Genomic DNA, 26,363 nt, shown 5'->3' with positions numbered 1-26,363 from the left:
CAGCACACGCAGGTTGTAGCCAAATGGTGACTATCCTTTCGCGCTGCGTCACAGCTGTGGAGGAGCCGCCGCGGACTGACAGAATAGGGGCATGACTCAACCGCTCCACGGCACTGACCGGACCGCTGCCCAGAAAGCCCCGGCCCTCGCGCTGCTGCTCGACGTCGATGGTCCCATTGCCAGCCCTGTGACGCGGGACGTCAAGCCGGACATCATTGCAGACCTCGTGGCGCTGGCTTCCGCGGGAATTCCCGTCATCTTCAATACCGGCCGCTCTGACGCCTTCATCGCCGAGCAGGTCATGGAACCGATGATCGCCGCCGGGATGCCTGCCGGAACCGTCATCCACGCGATCTGCGAAAAGGGCGCGGTCTGGTTCAGCTACACCGCCGCCGGACCGGGCCCCATCCATGTGGACCATGAGCTCGCCGTGCCCAAGGCCTACGGGGACGATATCCGCCGGCTGGTGGCCGAGGATTACTCTGCGCACATGTTCTTCGACGAGACCAAGCGGGCCATGGTTTCCGTGGAACAGCATCTGGACGTTGCCAGCGCCGATTACCTCGAAGAACAGAAGCTCTTTGACGCCGATGCCCTGGATATCCTGAACCGGCACGGCCTCAACGCAGCGCTCCTGGACCACCATGCACCGGAATCGGACGACACTGCCGACTACCGGCTGGACCCCACCATCATTTCCACGGACATCGAATCCGTGCGCCTCGGCAAGGACCTGGGCGCCAGCCGCGCCGTCGAACTTCTTGCAGCCCAGGGCATCACACCGCTGGCTTGGCGGACGGTGGGCGATTCCCGCACGGACTACGCCATGGCAGACTGGCTCCACCACAACGACCACGAGGTCAAGCACGTGGACGTCCGTCCCGCGGACGGCGTGCCCGTCAAGCCCTACACCATCCTCACCGCAGCCGACCTGGAGCTGGCGGACGACGTCATCCACGACGACGCCGGCGGCGCCTTCCTGCGCAGCTGGCGCGAAGCACTGGACATCTAGAAGCCGGCCCCCTCACGCACCACGAACAGTACGGAGAAGCAGCCATCACTGAAGCACAGGTCGATCCGGTTTACCACGGCAGCCCCACCGTCGAAGAGGACGCGATCGTCGAGGCGTCCTCGCCTGCCGTCGTCGCGCACCTCAAACACAGGTCCGACGTCGTCCGTCACCGCGGGCGGTACGCACTGGTCAATGCGGACCTCACACCGCAACAGGCCATGGTGTCCGACCTCCTGGCCGTCCGGGCGGCGCTGGACGCTGCCGGCGTCGACTTCATCCTGGTGCGCGGCAACGACGAACGGCCTGTCATCGCCGTGGATTGGGAGTCCCGCAAGGCCGTGCGGGACGCACTGGTGGAAGCATTCAGGAACGAACCCTTCTACTCGATGACCGTAGACGCCAAGACGAAGGCCTCGGTGCTGGTGGCCGACGGCGAGTTGTCCGCCAACCGCAAGTCACGGATCTTCCGGCTGTACCGGCCCCGTGTGGAGACCGAAGGCGGCCTCTGGTACGGCCCCGCGCTCGGTGTCCAGTTGGAGCTGTGGCGCTTCGACGGCGACCGGCTGGAACTGCCGGTGGAGAACTCACTGACCCGCCGGACCCTGCTGCGCCAGGACGCCGTCCGCGGCTCGGTGCAACGCCACGGACTGGAATGGCCCACCATCGAGAACATGTTCGCGGACCACGCGAGCGATATCGACTTCGACGTGGACATCGTCTTCTCCTGGGTTGACGGCACGGACCCCGCCTACATCGCGGCGCGGCGGGCCCAGCAGGCGGACGCCGTCCTGGGCGAGGGCGACGACCATGAGGCCCGCTACCGCCAGATCAACGAACTCAAGTATGCGCTGCGTTCGGTGCACATGTTTGCGCCATGGATCCGCCGGATCTTCATCGCCACGGACTCCCCCGCCCCGGCCTGGCTGGCGGACCATCCCAAGGTGACGATTGTCCGCAGCGAGGAGTTTTTCGCCGACCCCTCGGTGCTGCCCACGCACAATTCACAGGCCGTCGAGTGCCAACTCCACCACATCGATGGGCTCTCGGAGCATTTCCTCTACTCCAACGACGACATGTTCTTCGGCCGTCCCGTGGGCCCGGACATGTTCTTCACCCCCGGAGGCATCACCAAGTTCATCGAAGCCGACACCAGGATCGGACTGGGTGAGAACGACGCCGAACGCAGCGGCTTTGAAAATGCGGCCCGCGTCAACCGCAAGCTGCTCTGGAAGCGCTTCGGCAGGATCACCACCCGGCACTTGGAACACACCGCCGCCCCGATCCGCCGCAGCGTGGTGGCACGCATGGAGCAGGAGTTCCCGGAGGAGTTCACCAAGACTGCGGCCAGCCGTTTCCGGGCCGCGGACAACATCTCGGTGACCAACTCGTTCTACCACTACTACGCGCTCCTGACGGGCCGTGCAGTCACCCAGACCAACGCCAAGGTCAAGTACGTTGATACCACCCTGTGGTCCGGGTTGCACTACCTGCCCAAGCTCCTGGCGAAGCGGAACATGGACCTCTTCTGCCTCAACGATGGCAGCTTCCCCGAGGTCCACGCCGACGAACGGGCCGGGCTGGTCACCGACTTCCTGGAGAAGTACTTCCCGGTCAAGGCACCTTGGGAGAAGTAGCACTGCGCGGAGCCGCAGCCACCCGGGGCTGCCGCGGCCGGCTGGTCCGCGGGTGCTTCGGGATGGTGATCCCGGCTGCGGCAAGCCGCCGCTGAACCTCCTCGGCATCCACGGGCTCGCCCACGGTCACGCCGCCGGACATCGGCACCACGGAGTGCACAATCGTGTGCTCGTACACGTGCACCATGTTGTAGGCCTGCGCACCGTCGCGCCCGCGTTGGCCGCCGGCCGTGACGCCCAGGTCCTGCGTGTAGCACGTGGCGGAAGCGACCGAGACAGGGATGCCGGCGAAGCTCGCCGTGGTGGAGAAATGCAGGTGCCCGCCCAGGATGGATCGAACATCCGTATTGCGGACGACGGCGGCCAGCGCGGCTTGGCCACGCAGCTCAACCAGGACTGCCAGGTCCTGGACGCACGGCACGGGCGGGTGATGAAGCGCCAGGATGGTGCCGTCCGGCGCAGGGGTGGAGAGTTCGTCCGCGAGCCATACCAACTGTTCCTCGGACAGTTCGCCGTGGTGGAAACCGGGAACCGTGGTGTCCAGGGTGATGATCCGCAGGCCGTTGACGAAGTAGCTGCGGTCCATTGGCTCCTGGGGCCTGCTGATTTCAGAGGCGTCCAAGAAAGCAGACCGGAAATTGGCGCGGTCGTCATGGTTGCCCATGGCCCAGATGGCCTTGGCTCCGAGGGCATCGCACACGGGCTCGATCATCTCGCGCAGCCGCCGGTACGCTTCGAGTTCGCCCCGGTCGGCAAGGTCTCCGGTGAAGATGATGGCTTCCGGCTTCAGCTTGGAAGCGATGATCTGATCGCAGATCTCCTGCAGCCTGGCAGCGCTGTCCACCGATCCGTAGAGTGTGCCGGGTCCACCCACCAGGTGGAGATCGCTCAAGTGCAACAGCACATGACCTGGTTTCGGGTACTCGGCCTCGATGAGCTCCATAGCTGCCTTAGCGTTAGGTGGGAGACGGCGCCTCCCGTGTAACCCCAGTAGGACCAATCCAACCAGACGGGAAGCCAACACTTGGCTAATATCCGGCGGAATGTTGGAAAATTACTTTCCTCCTTTTCTGGAATTCCAGGCTTATGCCAATGCCTTTTCCACTGCTTCTACAAGGTCTTCGGAGTCGGGCTCAACGGCGGATGGGAACCGTGCGATCATTTCTCCCTGGCGGTTGATGACGAACTTTTCGAAGTTCCATTTCACCTTGACCGGTTGGCCGTCCTGGTCCCGGGTCAACTCCGAGAACAGGGGATGCTGCTCCTTGCCCAGGACGTTGGCCTTGGCGGTCAGGGGGAAGGAGACGCCAAAATTGCGCTCACAGAACTCGGCGATTTCCTGGTCCGAACCCGGCTCCTGGCCCGCGAATTGGTTGCACGGAACACCGAGGATCTCCAAGCCGTCCTCGCGGTACTTCCCGTAGAGCTCCTCCAGGCCGGCGTACTGGCGCGTGTAGCCACACTTGGAAGCGACGTTGACCACCAGCACCGCCTTGCCCTCGAACCGGCCGAAATCAGCTTCGGTGCCATCGTTGAAGGTGAGGGGGATGCTGTAGAGGGTGCTCATGGATCGCTTCCTGACGACGTCGGCTGGCGGGGTTGCCGCCATCGAGCTTACGGGAGCTTCGTAAGGGCCACGAAACGCGGGGTGACCGCGTTTCGCCGTGCTACGGGGTGGGAAGAATGAGGCTGGACAACGGCACCGTGGTGCCGTCCGGCTTCCGGACCAGGTCCGGAGCAATCAGGACGTATCCAGGCGGCAGGACCACCGTTGGCAGGGTCGCGGCGAGCGTCGTGACCGGGGCGGGGGCAGGAGCGGCCGGTGTCACCGGCGCCGCCGGCTGGGTCACGGCCGGAGCGGGGACGACGACGGCGAGAGCCGGCGCGGGTGCCACGGTCACCGGAGCGACGACGGCGGGAGCCGGAGCAGGAGGCACCACCACAGCGGGAGCCGGAGCGGGTGCCACTGCGGCGGGTGCCGGGGCTGTTGACTTGGCCGGAGTGGCCGTGGTCGCAGCAGGCGTGGTCGCGGGAGCCACCGGCGTCGTCGCGGAGGGCGTAGGCGTCGCGGTCGCCGTCGGACTTGGCGTCGCAGTCGCCGTCGGACTTGGCGTGGCGGTTGCCGTCGGCGTGGGCGTCGCGGTCGCCGTCGGACTTGGCGTGGCGGTTGCCGTCGGCGTAGGCGTCGCAGTCGCCGTCGGGCTCGGCGTAGCCGTCGCGGAAGGCGAAGGCGTCCCGGTGGATCCACCGGGGGTGCTGCCCGGAGTGCTGGGCACGGTCACCGGCGGAGCAACATCTTCCTCGTGTTCACCGCCAATAACCGCTCGGTTGGTGCCGTCCGAAACGGGGACGGCCCACTGCGGCGCGCTGGAACCCGTACCAACTCCGGGCTGGTAGTTGACAAAAGTGATCGGCTGCAGCGGATCCACCTGCTTGGTGGGCAGGAGTTGCCATTGGTTGGGGTTGGTGTGGAGGCCGTTGACGATCGTTTCGAAGTGGAGGTGGCAGCCAGTGGACCAACCGGTGGTTCCGACCTCGGCGATGACCTGGCCAACCCGGACGCTTTGGCCTTGGGTCACTCCAATGGCCTGAAGGTGGTTGTACGTGGTCACCAGACCGTTGCCGTGCTCGATCTCAACGCGGTTGCCACCGCCCCAGATGTGCCAGCCCACGGCCTTGACCACACCGGAATCGGCAGCGTAGACGCGGGTTCCGCAGGCCGCGGCGTAGTCCTGTCCCCAGTGGAACTCACCGGGCAGGCCGGTCAGCGGGCTGTAGCGGTAGCCGTAGGGCGAGCTGGGGTTGAGCACCTCGAGGGGTGCGTACAAGTATCCGGCAGGCGGACGGGGCAGCCCGGCGGATGCGACGTTCAGGGCGCCTGACCCGTCGGCACCTACAGCGTGGACCAGTGCCCGGTCGAAGTACACCATGGGCGTGCCGGCCGTTTGCTGCGGAGGTTCGGGCAGGTTGTCCATCACCAGGGTCTGGGCCTCGGGCGGCGTCAGGCTGCCCAAGGAATTCGGTCCCACCACGCCCTGGGCCGAGGCTCCATTCAGGGACGTTGAGGACGCGGACGTCAGCGGTTGGAATCCGAAAGCGAAGAACGCCGCCACTGCGAGGGTTGCGGCGAAGAAGACGCGGCGAAAACCCTCGGTGCGCACCAGGACTGCTACCCGGTCTGATTCATGATGCTTGCCCACAAAAACACTCCCCAAAAGCCAGCGGCACCAAACCCCAGCCTGGCGTGCAAGCACCATTGTTGCCGTTCTCAGGGCGAAAATAAAGTCTTCCAGGTTGCCCGCTGGTGAAAGGTTGGCTCAGTTTTTCCTCAAGACGCCTTGAGCATTCGGGAGGGTCGGCTCACGCCAGGTTTTCCTTGAGCAGGGCCCGGTGCTCAAGAGCAGCCGAAGCATGCAGTGCCCGGCCTGCCTCGGTTAGTTCGAGGAAGAGGGATCGGCGGTCATCGGCGCACGTTTGGCGTGAAACCAAGCCGGCTTTTTCCAGCCTGTCCACCACTTTGGACACGGCACTCTGGGTCATGGGGGTGCGCTCCCCCAATTGCTTCATGCGGCACGCGGCGTCCGCGCATTCGGCCACGAGGTCAAGGATCTCGAATTCGTTCAGGCCGATGTCGAACTTTGCTTCCAGGGCACGGTCCAGGGCTCCCGCCGTGCGGAAGTAGGAGTCCTGGATGGTGCGCCACTGCTCTACCAGTTGGCGGTCACGCGTGGTTGCCATGGTCCGATTCTAGTTCATGACGCCATTTGAATCCACGTCATAAGATGACGCGTCATATTCCTTGTCATTCAATGACGCGTCATCTACATTGAATGACATGACATCACCCACCACCCTTCAAAAACCTGCCGATGCCCTGGTTTCAGCCGTTCGCTGGACGCGCGCCCAATGGTTGCTGCTGATGGTCGTCTGCACCGTCCTTGCCCTCGATGGCCTGGACGTTTCCATGGTTGGCGTTGCCTTGCCCTCCATCGGCCACGAGCTCAACCTCGGTACCGATTCCCTGCAGTGGATCGTCTCCGCCTACGTTCTTGGCTACGGAAGCCTGCTCCTCCTGGGTGGGCGGCTCGCGGACCTGCTGGGCCGCCGTCGTATTTTCCTCATCGCCCTGACAGTCTTCGCGGCCGCGTCGCTGCTGGGCGGCTTGGTTGACGACCCCGCCATCCTTATCGCCACCCGTTTCGTGAAGGGCCTCGCAGCAGCCTTCACGGCACCCACCGGCTTCTCCATCATCACCACCAACTTTGCCGAGGGCCGCGCCCGCAACAAGGCGCTTTCCATCTTCACCACGTTCGGTGCCAGCGGCTTCTCCCTGGGCTTGGTGGTTGGGGGCCTCATGACCAGCCTGAGCTGGCGCTGGACCTTCCTGGTCTCAGTACCGATCGCGGTGATCGTGGTGCTGCTGGGCATCAAGTTCATTCCGAAGGACAAGCCGTCTGCCGAGAACAGCGGGCACGACATCTGGGGCGCCGTGACGCTGGCCCTGGGCATGCTCGGCCTGGTGTACACCTTGGTGTCCGCGCCCGAGCAGGGCTGGGGATCTGTGGCAACAATCGCCGGATTCGCAGTATCTGCCGCCGTGCTGGCAGCCTTCGCGGTCATCGAGAACAAGGTAAAGCACCCGTTGATCCGCTTCGGCATTCTCAAGGAAGGCTGGGTGGCCCGGGCCAACCTCAGCGCCGTCGGGCTCTTCGGGTCCTACCTGAGCTTCCAGTTCATCGTCACCATGTTCCTGCAGTCGGTGCTCGGCTGGACTCCCTTGGGCATGGCCCTGGCACTCCTTCCCGCAGGCCTGCTCGTGGCCACGAGTGCGCCCTTCGCGGACCGGCTGATCGAAAAGTTCGGCGCCAAGCAACTCATCCTCACCGGACTCACAGCCCTTGGCCTGGGCTACGTCCTGTTCCTCCGCGTTGGCACCACACCCAACTACGCGCTGGATATCCTGCCCTCGGTGGTCCTGCTGGGCATCGGATTCGCCTTGGCCTTCCCGTCCATCAACGTGCTGGCCACGGAAGGCATCCGCGATTCCGAGCAAGGACTCGCCGCCGGCCTGATCCAAACCAGCACCCAGGTAGGTGCAGCACTCGTCCTCGCCGTCACCACGGCTTTGGTGAGCGGGCACGGGCACGCCGAAGGCACCGTCAGCGCCCAGGCAATGCTTGACCAGTACCGTCCAGGCCTCATCCTGAGTGCCGCCGTCGCCATTGCCGCCCTGCTGGTGGCAGCCGCACCTGCCAAGGGCCGCGCCCGCGTGTAGTTTGTAAGGCATGAGGAATCTTTTCCTCGACTACCGGCACGAGCTCCAGCGCACGTTCACGGGAACCTCCGGAACGCCGCCGGAGTGGGTGCCGCGCCTTGCCGAAGGGAACGACGCCGGATATCACCTTCCGGGGTCGGCGGTCTGGGCTGTCCACGGCTCAATGTCCACCATCGTTGCCGGAATCCGGGTGCTCCTGATGCAGGCTTTGCATCCGGGAGCACTCGCCGGCGTGTACGAGCACTCCGGCTTCAAGGAAGATCCCCTGGGCCGCCTCGCCACCACCATCCGCTGGATCTTCACGGTGACCTACGGGTCCACGGAAGCGGCGGAGGAGGCGAGCGGCCGGGTCCGGAAGATCCACAAACACGTCAGGGGGACGTATGTGGATGGGAACGGGGTCCAGCGAGAGTACCAGGCCAACGATCCCGAACTCCTCCGGTGGGTCCATGTGACCTACGCGGAGTCCTTCCTCACGGCGCACCGCATCTTCGGGCGGCCAATTCCGGGCGGACCCGACGCGTACGTCCGTCAGTGGGCCTCGGCGGGCCGGCTCATGGGCGTCGAGTATCCGCCCCTCACCGAGGCCTCCGTCCGCCGCGAAATCGACGAGTGGCGCGCCTCCGGGGTCCTCCGCTCAGACGAACGGCTGGCCGAGACCGTGGCTTTCATCCGGCACCCGCCACTGAGCCCCCTGCTGCGGCCGGGGTACCGCATTCTCTTCGCGGCCGCCGTCGAAAGCCTCGAACCGGAGTACCGGGAGATGCTTGGACTCAAGACGGCCCGGATCGGCCCGGTCCCGCTGCCCGCGATCCCGGCCGCCAAAGTGGCCCTCGCCATGGTGCGCCTGGCCCTGGGCCGGCGCGGCCCCAGCGAACTCGCGGCCCGCAGCCGGCTGGAGCGGCTTGGATGGCCGAACTAAGCGTCTCGGGCCCCTCACCCGTGTACCGCCACCACCCACTTTCATCTCGAAAAGCCCATCAGGGACCACCCGGCCCGGCGTTTCGCGCCTAGGTCCCGTCAATGTTGGTCGTGAAGGTACGCCCACCGCTGCCAACCGGGAAGAGCAAAGCCGGGCAGGAGGGGAATCACCCCGCCTGCCCGGCTTCGTGGCCTCCGGGCTTAGATCAGTTCGTCCGAGAGGTGGTTCGGCGTGCCGAAGCGGTGGGCTGTGATGGACACAGCCTGTTCGCGGAGGAACGGCAGCATCTCGATCCGGCCGGCCTGGGTCACCGCACCGTGGTAGACAGCGATGTCCGGACGGCCACCGGTCGCCGCGCTCAGTGCGGTGAAGTCGCCGCCGATCAGGCGGATGCGGCCGCCGTCGAACCTTGCCGCGCGGGTCAGCCACGCGGCGTCGTCCTCAACCCGCACGCTGACGCCCAGGTTCGCGAACACGGTCACCACGGCGTCGGGAAGTACGACGGCGGAGCTCACCTTCAGTGCCGATCCCGCCACTGCGCCGGCCGCCACAACCCGGAGCAGCTCCACGAGCCGCTCGCCTTCGGAAAGGCGGATGATGACAGGGAGGGGACGGTAGCGGAAGACGTTGCGTTCGGCGGTCAGGCCGGAGACGTCCTTGCGGGTGCCAAACTCGGAATCCCAGGCAGCGGCGTCGCTGAAGAGTGCCTGCTGGAGGGTCTGGAGTTCCTCGGCAGTAACATCAGCCGACGTGGCAGCGGTCAGGATCTGCGAGGCTGCGCCCCGGAGCGTGGTGCCCCGCTTGGCCGTCGCCTCGGCAGGGAGCCATGACCCCAGGCCGATCAGGTAGTTCGGGCCACCGGCTTTGGTTCCGGCGCCGACCGCGGACTTCTTCCAGCCGCCGAACGGCTGGCGCTGCACGATCGCACCGGTAATGCCGCGGTTGACGTAGAGGTTGCCGGCCTGGATGGTGTCCAGCCAGATGCCCATTTCGGCGGAGTCCAGGGAGTGCAGCCCGGCGGTGAGGCCGTATTCGATCTCATTCTGGATAGCGATGGCTTCTTCGAGGGTTTCAGCGGTCATGACGCCCAGGACCGGGCCGAAGAACTCGGTCAGGTGGAAGTAGGAGCCGCGCTTGACGCCCGAGCGGATGCCCGGGGACCACAGCCGGCCGGAGTCGTCCAGGCGTTCGGGCTTGATGGCCCAGGTTTCGCCCTCGCCCAAGGTGGTGAGGGCGTTCAGGAGCTTGCCGTTGGCAGGCTCGATGATCGGTCCCATCTGCGTGGTGGCGGTCTCCGGGTAGCCAACGGTCAGGGAACGGGCGGCGTCGATGAGCTGGTTGTGGAACCGCTTGGACTTGGCCACGGAGCCAACCAGGATCACGAGGGACGCGGCGGAGCACTTCTGGCCGGCGTGGCCGAACGCGGAGTACACAACGTCCTTCGCTGCCAGGTCCAGGTCCGCGCTCGGGGTGACGATGATGGCGTTCTTGCCCGAGGTTTCCGCGAGCAACGGCAGGTCCTGGCGGAAGGAACGGAACAGCTCTGCGGTTTCATAGCCACCGGTGAGGATCACGCGGTCAACGCTCGGGTGCGAGACCAACTGGGTGCCCAGCTCCCGCTCTTCGAGCTGCACGAGTGCCAGCACGTCCTTCGGAACGCCTGCCTCCCACAGGGCCTCCACCATGACGGAACCTGAACGGCGGGCCTGCTTTGCGGGTTTGATCCCGACGGCGGAACCTGAGGCGAGTGCCGCGAGCGTCGAGCCCGCGGGAATCGCCACCGGGAAGTTCCACGGCGGGGTCACCACGGTGAGGTTGGCTGGGACGAACGTGGCGCCGTCCACCGTTTCAAGGTCCTTGGCGCGCTCGGCGTAGTAGTGCGCGAAGTCGATCGCTTCGCTGACCTCGGGATCGCCCTGGTCGATGGTCTTGCCGGTCTCGGAAGCCATGACCTCGAGGAGTTCTGCGCGGCGGGCTTCGAGGACCTCACCGGCGCGGTGCAGGATTGCGGCACGCTCGGCGGCGGGGCGCGTACCCCAGGCCTTGCCGGCGTCGACAGCGGTGGTGATGATGCGCTCAAGGTCGGCAGCATCGGAGACCTTGGTGGACTCGACGGTCTTGTTGCCTGCCGTGGAACCGGGGATGCGGGCCAGGATGTCACGGCCCCAGACGCGGTTTTGGGGGAGGGCGGGATCGGTGTCCGGGGTGTTGCGGAAGCCCTCGGTCGGGGCAGGCTCAGCCGGGAGGCGGCGGTCCTGCGTGCGGTTCGGTCCGGGGACGGTCTCGCTGAGGTTCGCCAGGGAGTTCAGGAAGCGCTGCTTCTCGCGCTCAAAGAGGGGTTCGTTCTCACTGAGCTCGAAGACCGCGGACATGAAGTTTTCCTGGCTGGCACCCTCTTCGAGGCGGCGGATCAAGTACGCGATGGCGACGTCGAATTCGCCGGGGTGGACTACGGGTGTGTAGAGGAGCAGGCTGCCAACGTCCTTGCGGACCGCCGTGGCTTGGCCGGTTGCCATGCCGAGCAGCATCTCGAACTCGATGCCCTCAGTGACACCACGCTGCTTGGCCAGCAGCCAGGCGAAAGCAACGTCGAACAGGTTGTGCCCGGCGACGCCGATGCGGACAGCGTCCACGCGCTCCGGCGTGAGGGCGTAGCTGATGACGCTCTTGTAGCTGGTGTCCGAATCCTGCTTGGTGCCCCATGTTGCCAGCGGCCAGTCGTGAAGGGATGCCTCAACCTGCTCCATGGGAAGGTTGGCACCCTTGACCACGCGGACCTTGATGGGAGCACCCCCCTGGGCACGGCGGGCCGCGGCCCACTCCTGGAGTTCCTGCATTGCAGCCAACGCGTCCGGAAGGTAGGCCTGCAGGACGATGCCGGCCTCGAGGTTCTTGAATTCAGGCATGTCCAGGATCCGCTTGAAGACGGCGATGGTCATGCTCAGGTCCTTGTATTCCTCCATGTCCAGGTTGATGAACTTGGGCTTGCTGAAGGACGCAGCGAGGCGGTACAGCGGGGTGAGCTTCTCCACCACGTGGTTGACGGCTTCGTCGAAGGCCCACGGGGAGTGCGGGGCCACGGTGGAGGATTCCTTGATGGAGACGTAGTCCACGTCCTCGCGGGCAAGGAGCTTGAGCGTCCCGTCGAGGCGGCGCTGTGCCTCGTGTTCGCCCAGCACTGCCTCCCCCAGGAGGTTGACGTTGAGGTGGACGCCGTCCTGGCGGATTTTGGAGATGGCCGGGCCGAGCTTGGCATCAGTGGCATCCACGATCAGGTGACCCACCATCTCACGGAGCACGCGGCGGGCGATCGGAATGACCACCTGCGGCATGACCGGGGCCATCAGGCCGCCGACGCGGACCGCGCTGCGCATGTACCACGGCAGGAACGTGGGCACCTTGGGGGCAAGTTCGGCGAGTTTCCGGGCGGCGACCGAGAGATCCTCGGGGCGGATGACGCCGTCGACGAATCCCACCGTGAAGTCCAATCCGTTCGGGTCCTTCAAGACGCCGGCAAGGCGCTGGGCGGAGACATCAACGGGGATCTTGCTGGCTTCTGTCAGCCAGTGACGGACCAAGGCAATGGCTTCGGTGGCCAGTGCGTCGAACTGCCCGGAATCCTGGGTGCGCGGGGAGGTCGCATCCGGGAGAGTGCTGGTCATGAAGGGCTCCTTATGGGACGGAGTAGTTTGCTTGTTTCCATCAGTATGGATCTACAATCCCATTAGGAAAAGCGATCTTTTCTGACGAATATTCGTTATCCATCCCGATGTTTTGGAGGCAGCCGTGCTGGACGTCCGCAGGCTCCGTTTGCTGCACGAATTGAAGATCCGCGGGACGCTCGCGGAAGTGGCCGATGCCATGCAGTACAGCCCTTCCTCGGTGTCCCAGCAGTTGACGCTCCTGGAAAAGGAAGCCGGCGTGGAGCTGCTCCGGAAGGCCGGACGCCGCGTGCAGCTCACACCGCAGGCGGAGATCCTGGTGGCGCACACAGCGGCACTCCTGGAAACGCTGGAACGCGCCGAGACCGAACTGGCCGCCTCCCTGTCCACGGTCACCGGAACTGTGCGGCTGGCGGTCTTCCAGTCCGCTGCGCTCGCGTTGCTCCCCGATTTCCTCACCATCATGCGCCAGGAGTACCCCGAGGTCCGGGTGGAAATGACACAGCGCGAACCGGAGACAGCCCTCTATGAGACGTGGGCCCGGGACTTCGACATTGTGGTGGCCGAGCAGTACCCCGGTCACGCCGCCCCGCACCACACGGGCCTTGACCGCGCCACCCTGACCAGCGACGCCATCCGGCTCGCCACTCCCCCAGTGGGCCTGGGCGGCGAACACATCGCGTCGATCGCGGACACGGCATCCATGCCCTGGGTCATGGAACCCCGCGGAGCGGCGTCACGCCACTGGGCAGAGCAGGCCTGCCGCTCGGCCGGCTTCGAGCCGGACGTCCGATACGAAACCGCGGACCTCCAGGCACAGATCCGGCTCATCGAGTCAGGAAACGCCGTGGCTTTGATGCCCGATCTTGTGTGGACGGACATGGAGCGGCCGGTGCAACTGCTTGACCTCCCCGGATTGCCCGCCCGGACCATCTTCACGTCCACGCGGACAGCAGGGCGGATCCACCCCGCCATCCTCGCCTGCCGCGAGGTTCTGGAGCGGGTGGCGGCCGCGCACCGCCAGTAATCCCGGGCACTATCCCCGGGGCACGCAAAAGGCCCCGGTCCAAGGGACCGGGGCCAACCGCGGAGAATGGGGGATTTGAACCCCCGAGGGCGTTAACCCAACACGCGTTCCAGGCGTGCGCCATAGGCCGCTAGGCGAATTCTCCTTGCTTTCGAACCGAAAGCAGATACCACTGTACCCGAGATTTTCGGCATCGCCCAATCGGGGGTTGGCACTCACATCAGGCAGCGTTTTCGGCCCACGCTTTAACGGAAAAATGGACGCCCCCAACGCGCCCATTCTTGCGGTATCACCGTTGAGCTGCCGGGTCCGGCCCCTCTTGCCCAGGCCCCGCAGCTCACAATCTGGAAATTGCCCCAATCGGTGTACATACTTATGGTCCGCTGTGACTCGCGGATATGCAATGGTTTGGCCGCCATTTGGGGTTCTTTACTGACAGGATGTGCCCATGATGCAGCTCCATGCCCTGGTCGCCTACGTGCCGGCAGACCACGCCGACGCGGTTCTGCGGGCGATCGGAAATGCCGGCGCCGGGCGGATCGGCGACTACTCGCATTGCGCCTTCACGTCCCTGGGGACGGGTCATTTCACGCCCCTCGCGGGAGCCCAACCCTTCATCGGTGAAGTGGGCGTGGCGGAGCAGGTGCCTGAAGCGCGGGTTGAGTGTGTGGTTGCCGAGGACATGCTCGACGGCGTGGTGCTGGCTTTACGGGCAGCACACCCGTATGAGGAACCGGCTTTCATGACCTGGCCGGTACAGGGGTGGCGGTGAGGGTCTGGGCCCCCACATCCGGGGATTCGCCTGCTTGATCGGTTGGGTTCACTACCCAGGCCCTAGGGTGGGCCACCGCCCAAGGCCCTGGCGACGGTGGAGATACTGACACCCAGCGTGCTGGCTATTTCGCCGAGGGTCATCTTCTTGAGCCTGAGGTCGCGGGCCGTCTCCAGCTTGTTCTGCGTCATCGCGGGAGGCCTCCCGCCCAGCCGGCCCCGGGCACGCGCCGCATTCAGCCCGGCCCTGGTCCGTTCGGACATCCTGTTGCGCTCGTACCTGCCAATCGATTCGAAGATCTCAAGGATGAGTTGACCGCACGGGCTCCCCGTATCCAGCCACGGTTCGGCGAGGGCGCGAAACCTGACGCCTTTCCCGGCGAGCGAGGCAACAATATCGGCGAGATCCACCGCACTGCGGCCCAGCCGGGACATGTCGCTGACCATGAGCGTATCTCCGCTCTTCAGGTCCTCGATGCAAGCCCGCCACTGCTCCCTGATTTCAGTAGCTCCCGAGGCGCGCTCCTCATACACCTTCACTGCTCCCGCCGCCTTGAGGGTTGCGATTTGGAACGAAAGCGATGGACCCACCGTCCCTTCCCTCGCGTAACCAACTGAAATATTTCCTTCCAACAATTTCCCAAAAACCTCCCTTTCTTGGGTTTCTCGCTTTTTGATTCAGAGAACGACTTTTGACATGCAAACCCTTTCGTTCAAGCGCATGAAACCCGGCGGGAAGTTTCGTTTGCGGAAATCGACTTTAGAGGGAACCCCCCGGGAGCCGACCACGGAAACCACTTATGGCCTCCGCACGGCCATTATGACACACGGTGAAGAACGCGGACCGGAATTGCAAAATCGCTGGTTATGGGGATTTTGCGCTGTTCCCATCGATGGCAATACTCAATTCACGTCAGGCAATCCGCCTGATCACGTTTCCTTCAAAAGGATGGATCACGATGGAAAACAGCTATTCAGCTCCCCGCATTGCCCACGCCGGCTCGTTCCGCAAGGTGACCAACGGAATTTGGTGCGGCCGCTACCGCGACCTCTTCTGCGGCCGCTCCATTTTCAAGCCCTGGTTCTGCTAGAACCTTGAACCCACCCAAGACGGGTCCCGCCTCTTTGCGGTAACCCGTGTTGATTTCGGCAACGGGTTTTGGCAAAGGATCATCCCTTGCACGAGGTGGCCCACCCGGCTCCGAGCCGACTTTCCCGGAATTGACTTTCGGGAATTAGCTGGTGGAACAATGAATTTCAAACCAAGGGAATCCCCGGGTTTGTTCGTTATCCAGCAAACAACTCAGTGAAACCAGACTCTCCAAGGGAAGGAGGGAAAACGATGGAAAACACCTATTACGCTCCGCGCGTCGCACGGGTCGGTTCGTTCCGCAAAGTGACGAATGGTTATTGGTTCGGCCGTTGGCGTGACATCTTCGGCGGTCATGCCTTCATCAAGATCACCATTGGCTAATCCGCGTCACGCCGTTCAGGCGGGAGCCCCACCCTCGGGACGGGGCTCCCGCTCTGCGCCACTCTCCATCCTCCGACGAAGACCGCAGGTGCCATCGATTCCATGCATGAATACTTCCTTCCCCACCACGCTTCCGCCGCTGGCCAAGCCGGGTTGATTCCTGCCGGCGCCCAGGCCACCTTCCTCGATCCGGACTACGACTCCGTTGCCCGGCACAGCCGCAACCACAAACCGGCTGAAGGTCCGGAGCCGCGCTACGCCCCTTTCGCGTACGGCTCGCTTTCCACGGCACGGACGCTGTACTGGACCGACATCGAGGGAACCCCCGTCGGATCAACATCCCAGGGCGCCCTGCGTCGTATCGCCAAGAGGAAGCTGGACCAAAACCGTGTCCGGTTGGCCCTGTGCTCCAACCTGCCTGGCTTCCTCCGCCACTTGCCCTTTTGGGAAGGTGTTCACGCCGTACAGCCCGGCTTCGCCCTGACATTCAGCGATGGCCGCGCCAAGTCCGTGGACCTCGCACCAGTGGCGGGTGAACCTTTCGCCGACCTGTCGGACGCGGCACATGCCATGTCCGGTGCACTCAAGGAGTCCATCGCCGGACGGCTGGCCAGCTACGGAACGGTGAGCGCCGATGTCTCAGGGGGCATGGACTCCACAAGTTTGGCCTTCTTCCTGGACTCGCTGCAGGAAGGAAGCATCTTCTACCACGCGGGCACCGACGATCCGCAAAACCGCGATTCCGAGTTCGCCCGGAGGGCAGCCGACGACTTGCGGGGGCAACTCATTGAACTGGAATCGCTGACGTCCACCTCTGCCGCCTTCGGCGAACCCGACCCCGCCATTGGCGCCCTCGACGACGGTCCTCCCGGGTGGGCTGCAAACTCCCACCACCTGGGCGCGTTGTTCGCGGATGCCGCCCGACGCGGAGTGCGCGCACATTTGACCGGGATTGGCGGAGACGAATTGTTCGATCCCCTTCCCGCCATGGCCCTTGGACTTCTCTCCACGTCATCCTGGAGAGCCGGCGTCCGCGTCCTGCGACGGCTCGGCAAAATGCAACGATGGCCGGCCCTCGCGCTCGGCCGGGCAGTCGCCTCAAAAGTCGGATTCGACACGGAGGTGCTGCGGCGCGCCGGGAATCCAGGCACTACGGTTGACGGACCCGGCGAAGCCTTCTCGTGGGCTCCGGGGTTCGGCCTGTCACGGTTCGCCACCAAGGAAGCCCGTGAGGCGGTGGCATACAAAGTACGCGAAGGCCTGGAACGGGGAGCAAGACCCCACCACGCTGAACGCTTCAGGCACCAAATGACCGAATCCTTGATGTTCCAAGGCGAGATCGCCCGCCAAGTCAACCATGCGTACAGCCAGTTGGGCGTCGCATGGGAAGCGCCCTTCCTGGACGACCACGTCATACGGCTGGTCCACAACCTGCCTGTCGAAGCGATCCTGGGCGTCGTGGAAAGCAAACCGCTCCTGGCCCGCGCCACCAACGGAGTGGTACCCCGCTGGATCTTCACCCGCGAAGACAAAGGCGAATACAGCTCGGACCTCTTCCAGGAGTTCAAGGCAAGGCGCCGCGAACTGTCCAGGCTGTTCGATGACAGCTGCCTGGTGGACATGGGACACGTTGACCCGACTGCCGTACGGAGTGCGCTCAGCATGCCGGTCATCGGCACGGACGAGCTGTATGAACTGGAGCACCTGGCTGGTGTGGAGCGATGGATAAGGAGACTCATATGAGGAAAGCCACCAAGGTGATCGCCGCTGCGGATGTTTTTGAACCCGCGCCCAAGCTGACGTTCAACCTCGACGACGACGGCCTGACGGTTTTCGACGCACGCGGCGGCTCGTACTGGCGCGGAAACGCAACGGCGGGAGAGGTGATGGAAGGCATCCGGCTGGGCCGGCCGGTCAACACCCTCATCACGTCCATCGCAGAGGCCTACAAGGTGGACCATGAACGAGTACGTGAGGACATTCATGCACTCCTGGCAGAGCTGGAGCAGCACGGAATCATCCGGCGGGTGCGTCCATGAGCCTGCCCATCGTCCCCCAGCGTGCCATCATGCCCCGGGGACTGGCATTGCTGAGGACACGGGCTGTTGTTGCTTTGGCGTGGCCCATGACCCTGCTTCCCCCGGCGCTGCTCGAGTCAGCCTTCCGGACCGTAGTGCACCGTTCCCGTCCAAGCAGCCACGCCCAAGCGCGCCGCATCCGGGCTGCCGTGTGCGCGGTCAGCTCCCGGTGTGCGGGCGAGGGCTGCCTGCAGCGTTCCATCGCCGTGTTCCTCCTTTGCCGTTTGGAGGGCCACTCCCCGGCGTGGAAGACCGGCTACCGGCTTGAGCCGTTCACCGCACACGCGTGGGTAGAGGTGGGTGGTCAGCCAGTCGACGAGCCGGCGGCCATCAGCGGCTACATCCCGGTGCTCTCCGTCAGCCAACCAGGAACCGCCTCATGACCATCGAAACCCAGGCTGTGGGTTCCCGGCGGGCAGGGCTGGCCGAATTGTTCCGCCACGTCGCCGTCCAGCGCAGATTGCTTGCGGTAATCATCGTCCTGAGCCTCGCCGGGTCCGGTCTGTCCCTCGCACAACCGTTGCTGGTGCGCGAGGTGATCGACCGTGTCACCGGATCGCGGCCCTTGGAACTTTTGCCGTGGCTGGTAGGCGGGCTCGTCGTCGTCGGCGGAATCCTGGGCGGGGTCAACCAATACCTGATCCAGCGCACCGCGGAGACGGCCATCAGGAGGTCAAGGCACGGCCTGATCCAGCACATCCTCCACTTGCCCGTGGCCACACTTGACCAACGCCGCGTGGGAGACCTCGTAGCTCGGGTTACGACGGACACCACTGTGGTCCGCAACATGCTCAGCCAAGGTTTCGTCGAGTCCTTCGCCGGCATCTTCACTGTCATTGGTGCACTGGTTTCCATGTTTTTCCTGGACCCGATCCTGCTGCTCATTGCCGTGGGCGCCGCCGTTGCCGCGGTCATTGCCGTGGCCTGGGTGACATCCCATATTGAACGTGCCAGCCTGGGTGTGCAGAACTCCCTCGGCAAGCTTGCGGCCTCAATGGATCGCGCCATCAGGGCGACCCGGACGGTCCGTGCCGCCAACGCCACGACGCACGAAGCACGCCGCGTGGAGGACGACGCCACAGGAGTGTGGAACGTCGGACTCAAGGTTGCGGCCACAACCGCACTCGTTTCGCCCATCTCGTCCATCTCCACACAGGCCACGTTCCTCGCCGTCATCGGCGTGGGAGGCTGGAGGGTGGCGTCCGGAGCACTGACCGTGGCCGACCTGGTGTCCTTTATCCTCTTCCTGTTCCTCCTGATCGTGCCGCTCGGTCAGCTCTTCGGTACCGTCACCGCCATTGGCGAGGCCCTGGGCGGAGTGGCCCGGATCAACGAAATCCTCCGGCTTCCCGTGGAGAACGACCAACCAAAGCGTGGGCCTTCCAACAACATTGGCGACTCGAGCCTGGTGTTTGAGGGCGTGGGTTTTGAATACACCGACCACGACGGCGGAGAGCCGGACCGGCAGGCGACGCTCAGCGATGTCTCGTTCCGGGTGGAATCCGGGCAAACAGTGGCCATCGTCGGCCCCTCCGGAGCCGGCAAGAGCACCATCCTGAACCTCATTGCCCGCTTCTACGACGCTTCGGCGGGACGCATCCTCTTCGGGGGCGCCGACGTCGAAACCATCACCCGCTCAGCAGTCCGCTCACGGATTGCCTACGTTGAACAGGACGCACCGGCGCTTGCGGGAACGCTGCGTGACAACCTCAGCATCGGCAATCCAAACGCCACTGATGCGGACATGGTGTCCATCCTTGAGCACTTGAACCTGGGGTCCGTGCTCCGGCGGTCAGGGCACGGGCTCGACGCCGGAATCGGAGAGGGAGCCGTCCTGCTGTCCGGCGGCGAGCGCCAGAGAATCGCGGTGGCCCGGGCACTCCTGGGAAACCCCGCGATGCTGATCCTGGACGAATCAACATCCAACCTTGACGGCGTCAGCGAGGACCGGGTCCAGGAACTCATTGCCGGGCGCGCGCCCGGGTGCACCCTGGTGATCGTTGCCCACCGGTTGGCCACCGTGCAGGGCGCTGACATGATCCTGGTCCTGGACCGGGGCAGGGTGGCCGCCTCGGGTACGCACGCGGAGCTGGTCCGGAACTCACCCTTGTACCGGGAACTGGCCGCCAAACAGTTCCTCAACAGGGAGTCCGACGGCGGGATAGAGGCCGACGGCGGGGTGCTGCCTTACGCGCACGACGCCGTTGGTTGAGGCAGCCGGGGACATGCCAGTCCGTGACCAAAAGTGGACCGTGACGCTTGCGCGCGCTGTCAGGGCGGAAAGCACCAAACTCCTGACGCTGCCGTTGTTCCTTTACACGGCAGCTGGAACCGTCCTGCTGAGTATCGGCTTTTCATGGATCACCACCGCGTTGGTGGCCTCGGCACTGGCGGCGGGAAAACCCGAAGAGACCGGTGGATTGGACGCGGGGAGCGCATTCCTCACAATCCTTCATTTCGGCCAGATAGGCGTCATTCTGTTGGGCGCGTGGACAGTGCACCAGGAGCTGGACTCCGGTTCGCTCCGCAGCACCCTCATTGCCGTTCCGCAACGCTCCGCGGTTTTCGCTTCCAAGGCCTTGGTTGTTTCCGGTGGCGTAGTGCTGACGGCAATCCCCAGCGTGGTGGGGTCAACGGCGGTCCGGTGCGTTGCCGTGGACTGTTCCACCGAGGATGCCCGGATAGCGCCCGACGTACTCCTGGGTGTGGTCCTCTACTGGATCCTCATTGCCCTCTTCACTTATGCCCTGTCCGTCATCCTCCGCAGCGGCCTGGCAGCGATGAGCGCGGTCCTGGCTTTGGCCCTGATCGTGTCCACGTATCTGCTTCCCATCACACCCGCAGCGAAGTTTCTTCCGGACCAAGCCGGCGCGCAACTCTACCAACAGCCTCCAGTGCCCGTTGATGCCCTGGGGCCGGTGGGAGGTGGGCTGGTCCTGCTTGCCTGGGTGGCGGCCGCAATGGGTGGTGCCGTGGTGCTGTTCATCCGCCAACCGGTCCGAAGTTGAGAACCAAGGGAGAAGAATCCAGTGATTGAAATCAAGAACCTGTGCAAGCGATACGGGAAATCGGCCGGCATAGAAGATGTCACGCTGACCGCCGAGCCGGGAAAGGTGACGGCCTTCCTTGGACCCAACGGCGCGGGAAAGTCCACCACGTTCCGGCTGCTCCTGGGGCTGGACCGCGAAGACAGCGGATCGGCGCTGATCGAGGGAAAGCCCTACCGGGACTTCGCCTCGCCCCTGTGGACCATCGGTGCACAGTTCGATGGCTCCGGCGCGCACAAGGGCCGCACCGCACGCGCCCATCTCACCTGGATGGCCCAGTCCAACGGCATCCCCACCTCACGCATCCCTGAGGTCCTTGAATTGGTAGGCCTTAAGGACGCGGCCGGGAAACGCGTTGGCAAGTACTCCCTGGGGATGGGCCAGCGGCTTGGAATCGCAGCGGCGCTTCTGGGCGATCCCCGGATCGTGGTCCTCGACGAGCCAACCAACGGTCTGGATCCTGACGGCATCCGCTGGATCCGCATGCTCCTGCGCAGCCTCGCCGAGGCGGGCAAGACCGTCCTGCTCTCGAGCCACCTCATCAACGAGGTGGAGCACATGGCAGATCACGTAGTCGTCATCTCCCAGGGCCGTATTGTGCGTTCGGGCAGTGTTCCAGACCTGGTTGCGGGCTACCCGGACCTTGAGTCGGCGTACTTCGGGCTGACCGGCAACCCAGCGCTGGGACGTGCATCGTGAGTGCGCCCGCCATCGCCAGGAGCCGTCCCCGGCTCCTGGTCTCGGAACTGACGAAACTCATCACGCTGCGGACGGTGTGGATCAGCGCCCTAGTGACTTTTGCCGTCGTCGTCCTCATAGGGTGGTCACAAGCGGGGCCGGTGGCGGAAGGGCTCCGGCGCCACGATCCGGATCTGGCACCTGGCGCAAGCCCGGCGACCGTCGGCTTCGACTGGGTGGCGCTTGGCCTCATCGGGATCATCGTCATCGGAGTCATTTCAGCGAGCAGCGAGTTCGTCTCAGGGCAGTTGCGTTCCAGCATGGTGGCAGTCCCCCAGCGTTGGCGCCTGTACAGAGCCAAGTGTGCGGCTTTGATGCTGTTCACCACCGCACTCGGTTTGGTGACCATCCCCTTGTTGAGCTTGTTGTCGCAGGCGGCCATCGGTGAATTGTCCGTGTTGGACGGCGGCTTTCCGGCACAGTTGGTTTTCCGCTGGCTGGGCGCCATCGCGTTCTGGGATGCGTCGGCGTTGATCGGCTTCTCGCTGGGCATCCTGCTGAGGCAGGGCTTGATCCCCCTGTTCCTGCTGATCGTCCTGTCCCAGCTCTCGCTGATGCTGCTTCTTCTGGGGCCCGTCCTTGCGTACCTGCCAACCATCGCCGGAGTCCAATTGTTCGACGCCGGTTTGGTCACCGGTTCGTTCCCGAACGCTGCCCTCGGGCTTCCCGTGGCGGCCACTGCAACTGCTGCCTGGACGGCCGGTTTGCTTCTGCTGGCCGGCTGGAAGTTCGTGGCCCGGGACGTCCGGAACTAGCCGGTTCAGCGGCACGCCGCCACCCGCCGTCGGGCGTTTTCCACACCCCTCACCAGCCGATTCGAACCCCGAAGTAAGTTCGGGTAAGCTTGTCGACGGCCCCTCATGTGGCGTCATCCTGTTGAACTCCCCCAGGACCGGAAGGTAGCAAGGGTAGATGGGCTCTGGCGGGTGCATGAGGGGTCTCTTATTTAAATGTCAGTCCCTATAGGTAGGTTTCCCCTGTGACTGTTACAACTGCCCTGTACCGACGCTACCGCCCGGACTCGTTCGCGGACGTTATCGGGCAGGAACACGTCACGGAACCGTTGATGACGGCGCTGCGCAAGAACCGCGTCAACCACGCCTACCTCTTCTCCGGTCCCCGCGGCTGCGGCAAGACCACCTCCGCGCGCATCCTCGCCCGTTGCCTGAACTGCGCCGAGGGTCCCACCGATACCCCCTGCGGCACATGCCCCAGCTGCGTTGAGCTGGCCCGCGGTGGGTCGGGTTCCCTGGACGTAATCGAGATCGACGCCGCCAGCCACGGTGGCGTGGACGACGCCCGGGATCTCCGCGAGCGCGCTACGTTCGCCCCGGTCCGCGACCGCTACAAGATCTTCATCATCGACGAGGCCCACATGGTCACGTCCGCCGGGTTCAACGCTTTGCTCAAGATCGTCGAAGAGCCGCCGGAACACATCAAGTTCATCTTCGCCACTACGGAACCTGACAAGGTCATCGGGACCATCCGCTCCCGGACGCACCACTACCCGTTCCGTTTGGTGCCGCCCGAGCCGCTCATGAAGTACCTGGAACTGTTGTGCCACCAGGAGAACGTCCCGGTGGCCCCGGGTGTCCTGTCGCTCGTGATCCGGGCCGGCGGCGGTTCCGTCCGTGACTCGTTGTCCGTCCTGGACCAGCTCATGGCCGGCGCCGGACCCAACGGCCTTGACTACGAACTCGCGGTGGCCCTCCTCGGTTACACCCACGCTTCGCTGCTGGACGACGTCGTTGATGCCGTCGCCGCCGCAGACGCGGCAACAGTGTTCCGCGCCGTGGACCGCGTGATCCAAACCGGCCATGATCCCCGGCGCTTCGTCGAGGACCTGCTGGAGCGGTTCCGCGACCTCATCATCGTCCAGGCCATGCCGGAGAGCGCCCAGGCAATCCTCCGTGGCATGCCCGAGGACCAGATTGCCCGCATGCGCAACCAGGCAACCAACCTGGGCGCTGCCGAGCTCTCCCGGGCCGCGGACGTCACCAACACCGCCCTCACCGAGATGACCGGCGCCACCTCCCCGCGCTTGCACCTGGAACTGCTCTGCGCCCGCATCCTGTTGCCCAGTTCCGAGCAGACGGAGCGGGGAATTGCCGCGCGCATCGACCGCGTGGAACGTCGCCTTAACTACGCGGGCGACGCCGGGACTCCCGCTCCCGCCGCCACGGCGCCCTCGGTTGGGGCTGCTTCCGCCGCGTCGGCAAGTAACGCTGGGTCCGGCGTCCTGCCAGCGGCACCTGAACCGCAGCAGGCAGCGCCCGCGCCGTCAGCGCGCCCCGCTTCCCAGGCGCAGGCTTCTCAGGCCCAGGCTGCACAGCAGCCGGGTCCGTCCGCTCAAGCCCCATCGGCCCCGGCGGAGCAGCCGGCACCGGCACAGCAATCCGCAGCGCCGTCGGCCCCGGCACAGCCGGCCTCCGCAGAATCCCGTTCCCCGCTCACCGCACCCCGGGTATCCACCAATGACTGGCCCGTGGAAGACCGGACGGCTTCTACGGCGCGCCCCACGCAGGAAACCGCAGGTGCGGCCGTGCAGGGCGGGTACCCCCAGGGCAGCAACGCCCCCGGTGCAGGCCCAACGCCACCAGCTGATCAGTCCCGCACCGCCACCCCACCAACGGCACAAACACGGCCACCCGCAAACGCGCCCACCCGCAGCCCTGAGCGGTCCAACCCTGAGCCGTCGAGCCTCGCGCCTGCTAACACGGCCCCGTCCAACACGGCACCGTCGAACCCTGCCCCGTCGAACCCCGTGCCATCCAACACGGCCCCGTCCACCACGCCCCCGTCCAACCCTGCTCCGTCGAACGCACCCACCGGTGCCGGGGACGTCGAGGCTCTTCGTCGTGCGTGGCCTGAAGTCCTGCAAACCTTGACCAAGATCAAGCGCAGCACGTGGGCCCTCGTGGAACCCAATGCCCAGGTTGCCCAGTTCGACGGCCAGGTCCTGACGCTCGCCTTCACCACAGGCGGCCTCGCGGGAGCCTTCGGCCGTGCCGACCATTCGGAGAACCTTCGACAGGCAATCCATAAAACCATCGGCATCGACTGCCAGATCGTGGCAGTCGCTGGCGGCAACAGCTCAGCGAGCTCTGAGCCAAACCCAAAAGCGCCTACTAGCCGGGAAACGCCGGCTCCGCCTGCTCCGGGGCCGGCGTCTGCGCCGGCACAAGCACCTGCGCCGACGCCTCCCACTGCACCGTCGACGCCCAGCGCCGTCTCGGCCGTAGATACGGCCTGGGGTCTGGCGCCCGCAGGCGCAGGCACCCCAACTGGCAGCAAGCCTCCCGCACGCGGCGGCAGCAACCCGCCTGCGCCGGGCGGCATCCACGCGCCCAACCCCTACCCCGCTGCAGAGCCGAACCACACCGGCACGACCAACCCCGGCCCCGCCGCCACTGCCGAGCCCAGCCCCGCCGTGCCCAGCCCTGCCAACCCCAGCCCCGCCAACCCCAGCCCTGCTAACCCCAGCTCCGCCAACCCCAGCCCCGCCGCGCCCGGCCACATCGGCTTTGCCGATGCCGGCCGCCAGGCTGCTCCGGACACGCGCACCACCGCCACTCCGGCAAGCAGCACCCAACCCTCAAGCGTCAGTGGCCCACCCTCAAGCGTCAGTGGCCCACCCTCAAGCGACCATGGCACAGCCCACACGGGTAACGCCGCGGAGGAGGCCGCACCAGCCTCCTCCGGCGGGCCGAACACCCCCGGTTCGCACGAAACCACACAGGCGCCCACGGCACAGCCCTCCATCCCGGAGTCGGCGGGCGATTACTCCTACCCCGACGACGATTGGGGTCCCCCTCTGGATGAGGATGCCCCGCCCCTGGACGAGGAACCGCCGATGGATTGGGAGCCGTCCCCGCGCTACGGCTCCGCCACGACGAACCAGTCCGCAGCAACCAACACCCGCCAGGCAAACGCCGGTCAGTCACACACCGGTCAGTCACACTCTGGTCAGGCAAACCCTGCCCCGGCGCCAAACCGGCCAAGCACCCCTGACGCCGGAACCACCAACCACGGCGGCGCTGATACCAGCAAAGCCACAGGCCCCAACAGCACCACCACCCCACCGGACACCTCCCAGGACCCGTGGTCCCGGGCCGTCGAGCACGCCCCGGGCACGTGGGTGGTCGGCACGGAATCCAACGTCGGCGCCAAGTCCACCCAGCCGGCCGAGGAAGCAGCACCGGCCAGCGTCCCGGACTACGAACCGGCAGCGGCGCAGGTCCCGGACACCGCGGAGTACGGCCGCCCAACCAGTGGCGAACAGACCGGACCGTCGGGATGGGACGTCGCACCGGCGTCGGACTGGCCCGGAACTGCGGGCGCACAAGCCCCAGCCCCCGCCGCATGGCCCTCAACAGCAGCGTCAGCTGTGCCCCAGGAAGCGCGAGGCTCCGTCGCGACGCTCGAGGAGGGTGCGCCGTCGGGAAGGCCGGTCAAGCAGAGCCTGTATCAGCGGCTGACCAACAGCCCGGAAGCCCAGATGGGTCGTGTCCAGGCGCCCGCCCGCACGCAGGTCCAGCAAGAACCCACGGCTGAGGACATCCCCAGCCCCGAAGACGAAACCATCGAGGAATCGCGGGTGTTTGGGCGGGCCGCCGTGGAGCGTATTCTGGGCGGAAAGCTGATCGAGGAACGGGCCTTGGACGGCTCGCCCCTCCACCAGCGCTGACGGTGCACTCAGCCCGCAAGCAACTAAACGAACGAG

Annotated in this window: 23 protein-coding genes, 1 tRNA gene and 1 other RNA gene; 17 read left to right on the top strand and 8 right to left on the bottom strand. The window is 65.3% G+C overall.

Annotated elements, in window-relative coordinates; translation table 11 throughout:
- Nucleotides 1-91: 91 nt before the first annotated feature.
- A complete protein-coding gene (locus ACIQTZ_RS14625) occupies nt 92-1,012 on the top strand; it encodes a hypothetical protein (protein ID WP_400336205.1) in 921 nt (306 codons plus the stop codon).
- Here the strand turns inward: ACIQTZ_RS14625 and ACIQTZ_RS14620 are convergent.
- Entirely contained in the window at nt 1,009-1,224 is a 216-nt protein-coding gene (locus tag ACIQTZ_RS14620; RefSeq protein WP_402946491.1) for a hypothetical protein, read from the bottom strand. The genes ACIQTZ_RS14625 and ACIQTZ_RS14620 overlap by 4 nt on opposite strands.
- Between ACIQTZ_RS14620 and ACIQTZ_RS14615 the strand changes: the two genes are divergently transcribed.
- Nucleotides 1,117-2,646 (top strand): stealth conserved region 3 domain-containing protein, encoded by a 1,530-nt coding sequence (locus ACIQTZ_RS14615; protein WP_402981984.1) that lies wholly within the window; start codon nt 1,117-1,119, stop codon nt 2,644-2,646. The genes ACIQTZ_RS14620 and ACIQTZ_RS14615 overlap by 108 nt on opposite strands.
- Here ACIQTZ_RS14615 and ACIQTZ_RS14610 read toward each other — a convergent pair.
- The 4 genes from ACIQTZ_RS14610 to ACIQTZ_RS14595 form a co-directional block, all read right to left on the bottom strand.
- Nucleotides 2,624-3,589 carry a phosphodiesterase gene (locus ACIQTZ_RS14610; RefSeq protein ID WP_402981864.1) on the bottom strand — a complete coding sequence of 322 codons (966 nt, stop codon included), beginning with the start codon at nt 3,587-3,589 and terminating at the stop codon, nt 2,624-2,626. The genes ACIQTZ_RS14615 and ACIQTZ_RS14610 overlap by 23 nt on opposite strands.
- A gap of 141 nt (nt 3,590-3,730) precedes the next feature.
- Nucleotides 3,731-4,213, bottom strand: coding sequence for a glutathione peroxidase (locus ACIQTZ_RS14605; RefSeq protein WP_402946370.1), 483 nt, complete (start codon nt 4,211-4,213; stop codon nt 3,731-3,733).
- Nucleotides 4,214-4,313: 100 nt separating this feature from the next.
- Nucleotides 4,314-5,846: a M23 family metallopeptidase gene (locus ACIQTZ_RS14600; protein WP_402981862.1), complete on the bottom strand. Its 1,533-nt coding sequence runs from the start codon at nt 5,844-5,846 to the stop codon at nt 4,314-4,316.
- A 160-nt stretch (nt 5,847-6,006) separates the two neighbouring features.
- Nucleotides 6,007-6,384 carry a MarR family winged helix-turn-helix transcriptional regulator gene (locus tag ACIQTZ_RS14595; RefSeq protein ID WP_402981860.1) on the bottom strand — a complete coding sequence of 126 codons (378 nt, stop codon included), beginning with the start codon at nt 6,382-6,384 and terminating at the stop codon, nt 6,007-6,009.
- A 97-nt stretch (nt 6,385-6,481) separates the two neighbouring features.
- Here ACIQTZ_RS14595 and ACIQTZ_RS14590 point away from each other — a divergent pair, with 97 nt between their 5' ends.
- Nucleotides 6,482-7,921 carry an MFS transporter gene (locus ACIQTZ_RS14590; RefSeq protein WP_402981858.1) on the top strand — a complete coding sequence of 480 codons (1,440 nt, stop codon included), beginning with the start codon at nt 6,482-6,484 and terminating at the stop codon, nt 7,919-7,921.
- Nucleotides 7,922-7,931: 10 nt separating this feature from the next.
- Complete coding sequence (locus ACIQTZ_RS14585) at nt 7,932-8,843, top strand: oxygenase MpaB family protein (RefSeq protein WP_402946364.1); 912 nt, start codon at nt 7,932-7,934, stop codon at nt 8,841-8,843.
- Between the two features lie 200 nt (nt 8,844-9,043).
- Here ACIQTZ_RS14585 and ACIQTZ_RS14580 read toward each other — a convergent pair whose 3' ends face one another.
- Complete coding sequence (locus tag ACIQTZ_RS14580; RefSeq protein ID WP_402981856.1) at nt 9,044-12,505, bottom strand: proline dehydrogenase family protein; 3,462 nt, start codon at nt 12,503-12,505, stop codon at nt 9,044-9,046.
- A gap of 124 nt (nt 12,506-12,629) precedes the next feature.
- Between ACIQTZ_RS14580 and ACIQTZ_RS14575 the strand changes: the two genes are divergently transcribed.
- Nucleotides 12,630-13,532 (top strand): LysR family transcriptional regulator, encoded by a 903-nt coding sequence (locus tag ACIQTZ_RS14575; RefSeq protein ID WP_400336221.1) that lies wholly within the window; start codon nt 12,630-12,632, stop codon nt 13,530-13,532.
- A 60-nt stretch (nt 13,533-13,592) separates the two neighbouring features.
- On the opposite strand, the gene ACIQTZ_RS14570 is transcribed toward ACIQTZ_RS14575, so the two are convergent.
- Nucleotides 13,593-13,677, bottom strand: a tRNA-Ser gene (locus ACIQTZ_RS14570).
- Between the two features lie 303 nt (nt 13,678-13,980).
- Between ACIQTZ_RS14570 and ACIQTZ_RS14565 the strand changes: the two genes are divergently transcribed.
- Nucleotides 13,981-14,304, top strand: a complete 324-nt coding sequence (locus tag ACIQTZ_RS14565) for a hypothetical protein (protein ID WP_402981854.1) — start codon at nt 13,981-13,983, stop codon at nt 14,302-14,304.
- A 62-nt stretch (nt 14,305-14,366) separates the two neighbouring features.
- On the opposite strand, the gene ACIQTZ_RS14560 is transcribed toward ACIQTZ_RS14565, so the two are convergent.
- Entirely contained in the window at nt 14,367-14,936 is a 570-nt protein-coding gene (locus ACIQTZ_RS14560; RefSeq protein WP_402981852.1) for a recombinase family protein, read from the bottom strand.
- Nucleotides 14,937-15,133: 197 nt separating this feature from the next.
- Between ACIQTZ_RS14560 and ACIQTZ_RS14555 the strand changes: the two genes are divergently transcribed.
- The 11 genes from ACIQTZ_RS14555 (at nt 15,134) to ACIQTZ_RS14505 (ending at nt 26,327) form a co-directional block, all read left to right on the top strand.
- Nucleotides 15,134-15,394, top strand: coding sequence for a keywimysin-related RiPP (locus ACIQTZ_RS14555; protein WP_402981850.1), 261 nt, complete (start codon nt 15,134-15,136; stop codon nt 15,392-15,394).
- A gap of 251 nt (nt 15,395-15,645) precedes the next feature.
- Nucleotides 15,646-15,777, top strand: coding sequence for a lasso RiPP family leader peptide-containing protein (locus ACIQTZ_RS14550; protein ID WP_400336226.1), 132 nt, complete (start codon nt 15,646-15,648; stop codon nt 15,775-15,777).
- A gap of 102 nt (nt 15,778-15,879) precedes the next feature.
- Nucleotides 15,880-17,520: an asparagine synthase-related protein gene (locus ACIQTZ_RS14545; RefSeq protein WP_402981848.1), complete on the top strand. Its 1,641-nt coding sequence runs from the start codon at nt 15,880-15,882 to the stop codon at nt 17,518-17,520.
- Nucleotides 17,517-17,816, top strand: coding sequence for an HPr-rel-A system PqqD family peptide chaperone (locus tag ACIQTZ_RS14540; protein WP_402981846.1), 300 nt, complete (start codon nt 17,517-17,519; stop codon nt 17,814-17,816). The genes ACIQTZ_RS14545 and ACIQTZ_RS14540 overlap by 4 nt, the downstream gene beginning before the upstream one ends.
- Entirely contained in the window at nt 17,813-18,238 is a 426-nt protein-coding gene (locus ACIQTZ_RS14535; protein WP_402981844.1) for a lasso peptide biosynthesis B2 protein, read from the top strand. The genes ACIQTZ_RS14540 and ACIQTZ_RS14535 overlap by 4 nt, the downstream gene beginning before the upstream one ends.
- The gene (locus ACIQTZ_RS14530) at nt 18,235-20,067 is read left to right on the top strand and encodes an ABC transporter ATP-binding protein (RefSeq protein ID WP_402981843.1); all 1,833 of its coding nucleotides are present in this window, start codon (nt 18,235-18,237) and stop codon (nt 20,065-20,067) included. Before ACIQTZ_RS14535 ends, ACIQTZ_RS14530 begins: the two co-directional genes overlap by 4 nt.
- Nucleotides 20,068-20,107: 40 nt before the next feature.
- On the top strand, nt 20,108-20,863 hold the full coding sequence (locus ACIQTZ_RS14525; protein WP_402981842.1) for a hypothetical protein: 756 nt from the start codon (nt 20,108-20,110) through the stop codon (nt 20,861-20,863).
- A gap of 21 nt (nt 20,864-20,884) precedes the next feature.
- Nucleotides 20,885-21,601: an ABC transporter ATP-binding protein gene (locus tag ACIQTZ_RS14520; protein ID WP_400336237.1), complete on the top strand. Its 717-nt coding sequence runs from the start codon at nt 20,885-20,887 to the stop codon at nt 21,599-21,601.
- Complete coding sequence (locus tag ACIQTZ_RS14515) at nt 21,598-22,395, top strand: hypothetical protein (protein ID WP_402981840.1); 798 nt, start codon at nt 21,598-21,600, stop codon at nt 22,393-22,395. Before ACIQTZ_RS14520 ends, ACIQTZ_RS14515 begins: the two co-directional genes overlap by 4 nt.
- Before the next feature lie 94 nt (nt 22,396-22,489).
- An RNA gene (gene ffs / locus ACIQTZ_RS14510) (signal recognition particle sRNA small type) lies at nt 22,490-22,586 on the top strand.
- 33 nt (nt 22,587-22,619) lie between these two features.
- Nucleotides 22,620-26,327 carry a DNA polymerase III subunit gamma and tau gene (locus ACIQTZ_RS14505; protein WP_402981838.1) on the top strand — a complete coding sequence of 1,236 codons (3,708 nt, stop codon included), beginning with the start codon at nt 22,620-22,622 and terminating at the stop codon, nt 26,325-26,327.
- Nucleotides 26,328-26,363: the final 36 nt, after the last annotated feature.

Origin of the sequence: Paenarthrobacter sp. NPDC090520 (genome assembly GCF_044769205.1) — a bacterium.
GTDB lineage: Bacteria > Actinomycetota > Actinomycetes > Actinomycetales > Micrococcaceae > Arthrobacter.
Note: the sequence above shows the minus strand (reverse complement) of the source record. Positions and strands in the feature narration are given on the sequence as shown.

Bases quoted from the DNA above. Each gene is read 5' to 3' on its own strand.
- ACIQTZ_RS14625 (WP_400336205.1), top strand. From the start codon at position 92: ATGACTCAACCGCTCCACGGCACTGACCGGACCGCTGCCCAGAAAGCC.
- ACIQTZ_RS14610 (WP_402981864.1), bottom strand. From the start codon at position 3,589: ATGGAGCTCATCGAGGCCGAGTACCCGAAACCAGGTCATGTGCTGTTG.
- ACIQTZ_RS14605 (WP_402946370.1), bottom strand. From the start codon at position 4,213: ATGAGCACCCTCTACAGCATCCCCCTCACCTTCAACGATGGCACCGAA.
- ACIQTZ_RS14595 (WP_402981860.1), bottom strand. From the start codon at position 6,384: ATGGCAACCACGCGTGACCGCCAACTGGTAGAGCAGTGGCGCACCATC.
- ACIQTZ_RS14590 (WP_402981858.1), top strand. From the start codon at position 6,482: ATGACATCACCCACCACCCTTCAAAAACCTGCCGATGCCCTGGTTTCA.
- ACIQTZ_RS14585 (WP_402946364.1), top strand. From the start codon at position 7,932: ATGAGGAATCTTTTCCTCGACTACCGGCACGAGCTCCAGCGCACGTTC.
- ACIQTZ_RS14580 (WP_402981856.1), bottom strand. From the start codon at position 12,505: ATGACCAGCACTCTCCCGGATGCGACCTCCCCGCGCACCCAGGATTCC.
- ACIQTZ_RS14565 (WP_402981854.1), top strand. From the start codon at position 13,981: ATGATGCAGCTCCATGCCCTGGTCGCCTACGTGCCGGCAGACCACGCC.
- ACIQTZ_RS14550 (WP_400336226.1), top strand. From the start codon at position 15,646: ATGGAAAACACCTATTACGCTCCGCGCGTCGCACGGGTCGGTTCGTTC.
- ACIQTZ_RS14545 (WP_402981848.1), top strand. From the start codon at position 15,880: ATGCATGAATACTTCCTTCCCCACCACGCTTCCGCCGCTGGCCAAGCC.
- ACIQTZ_RS14540 (WP_402981846.1), top strand. From the start codon at position 17,517: ATGAGGAAAGCCACCAAGGTGATCGCCGCTGCGGATGTTTTTGAACCC.
- ACIQTZ_RS14535 (WP_402981844.1), top strand. From the start codon at position 17,813: ATGAGCCTGCCCATCGTCCCCCAGCGTGCCATCATGCCCCGGGGACTG.
- ACIQTZ_RS14530 (WP_402981843.1), top strand. From the start codon at position 18,235: ATGACCATCGAAACCCAGGCTGTGGGTTCCCGGCGGGCAGGGCTGGCC.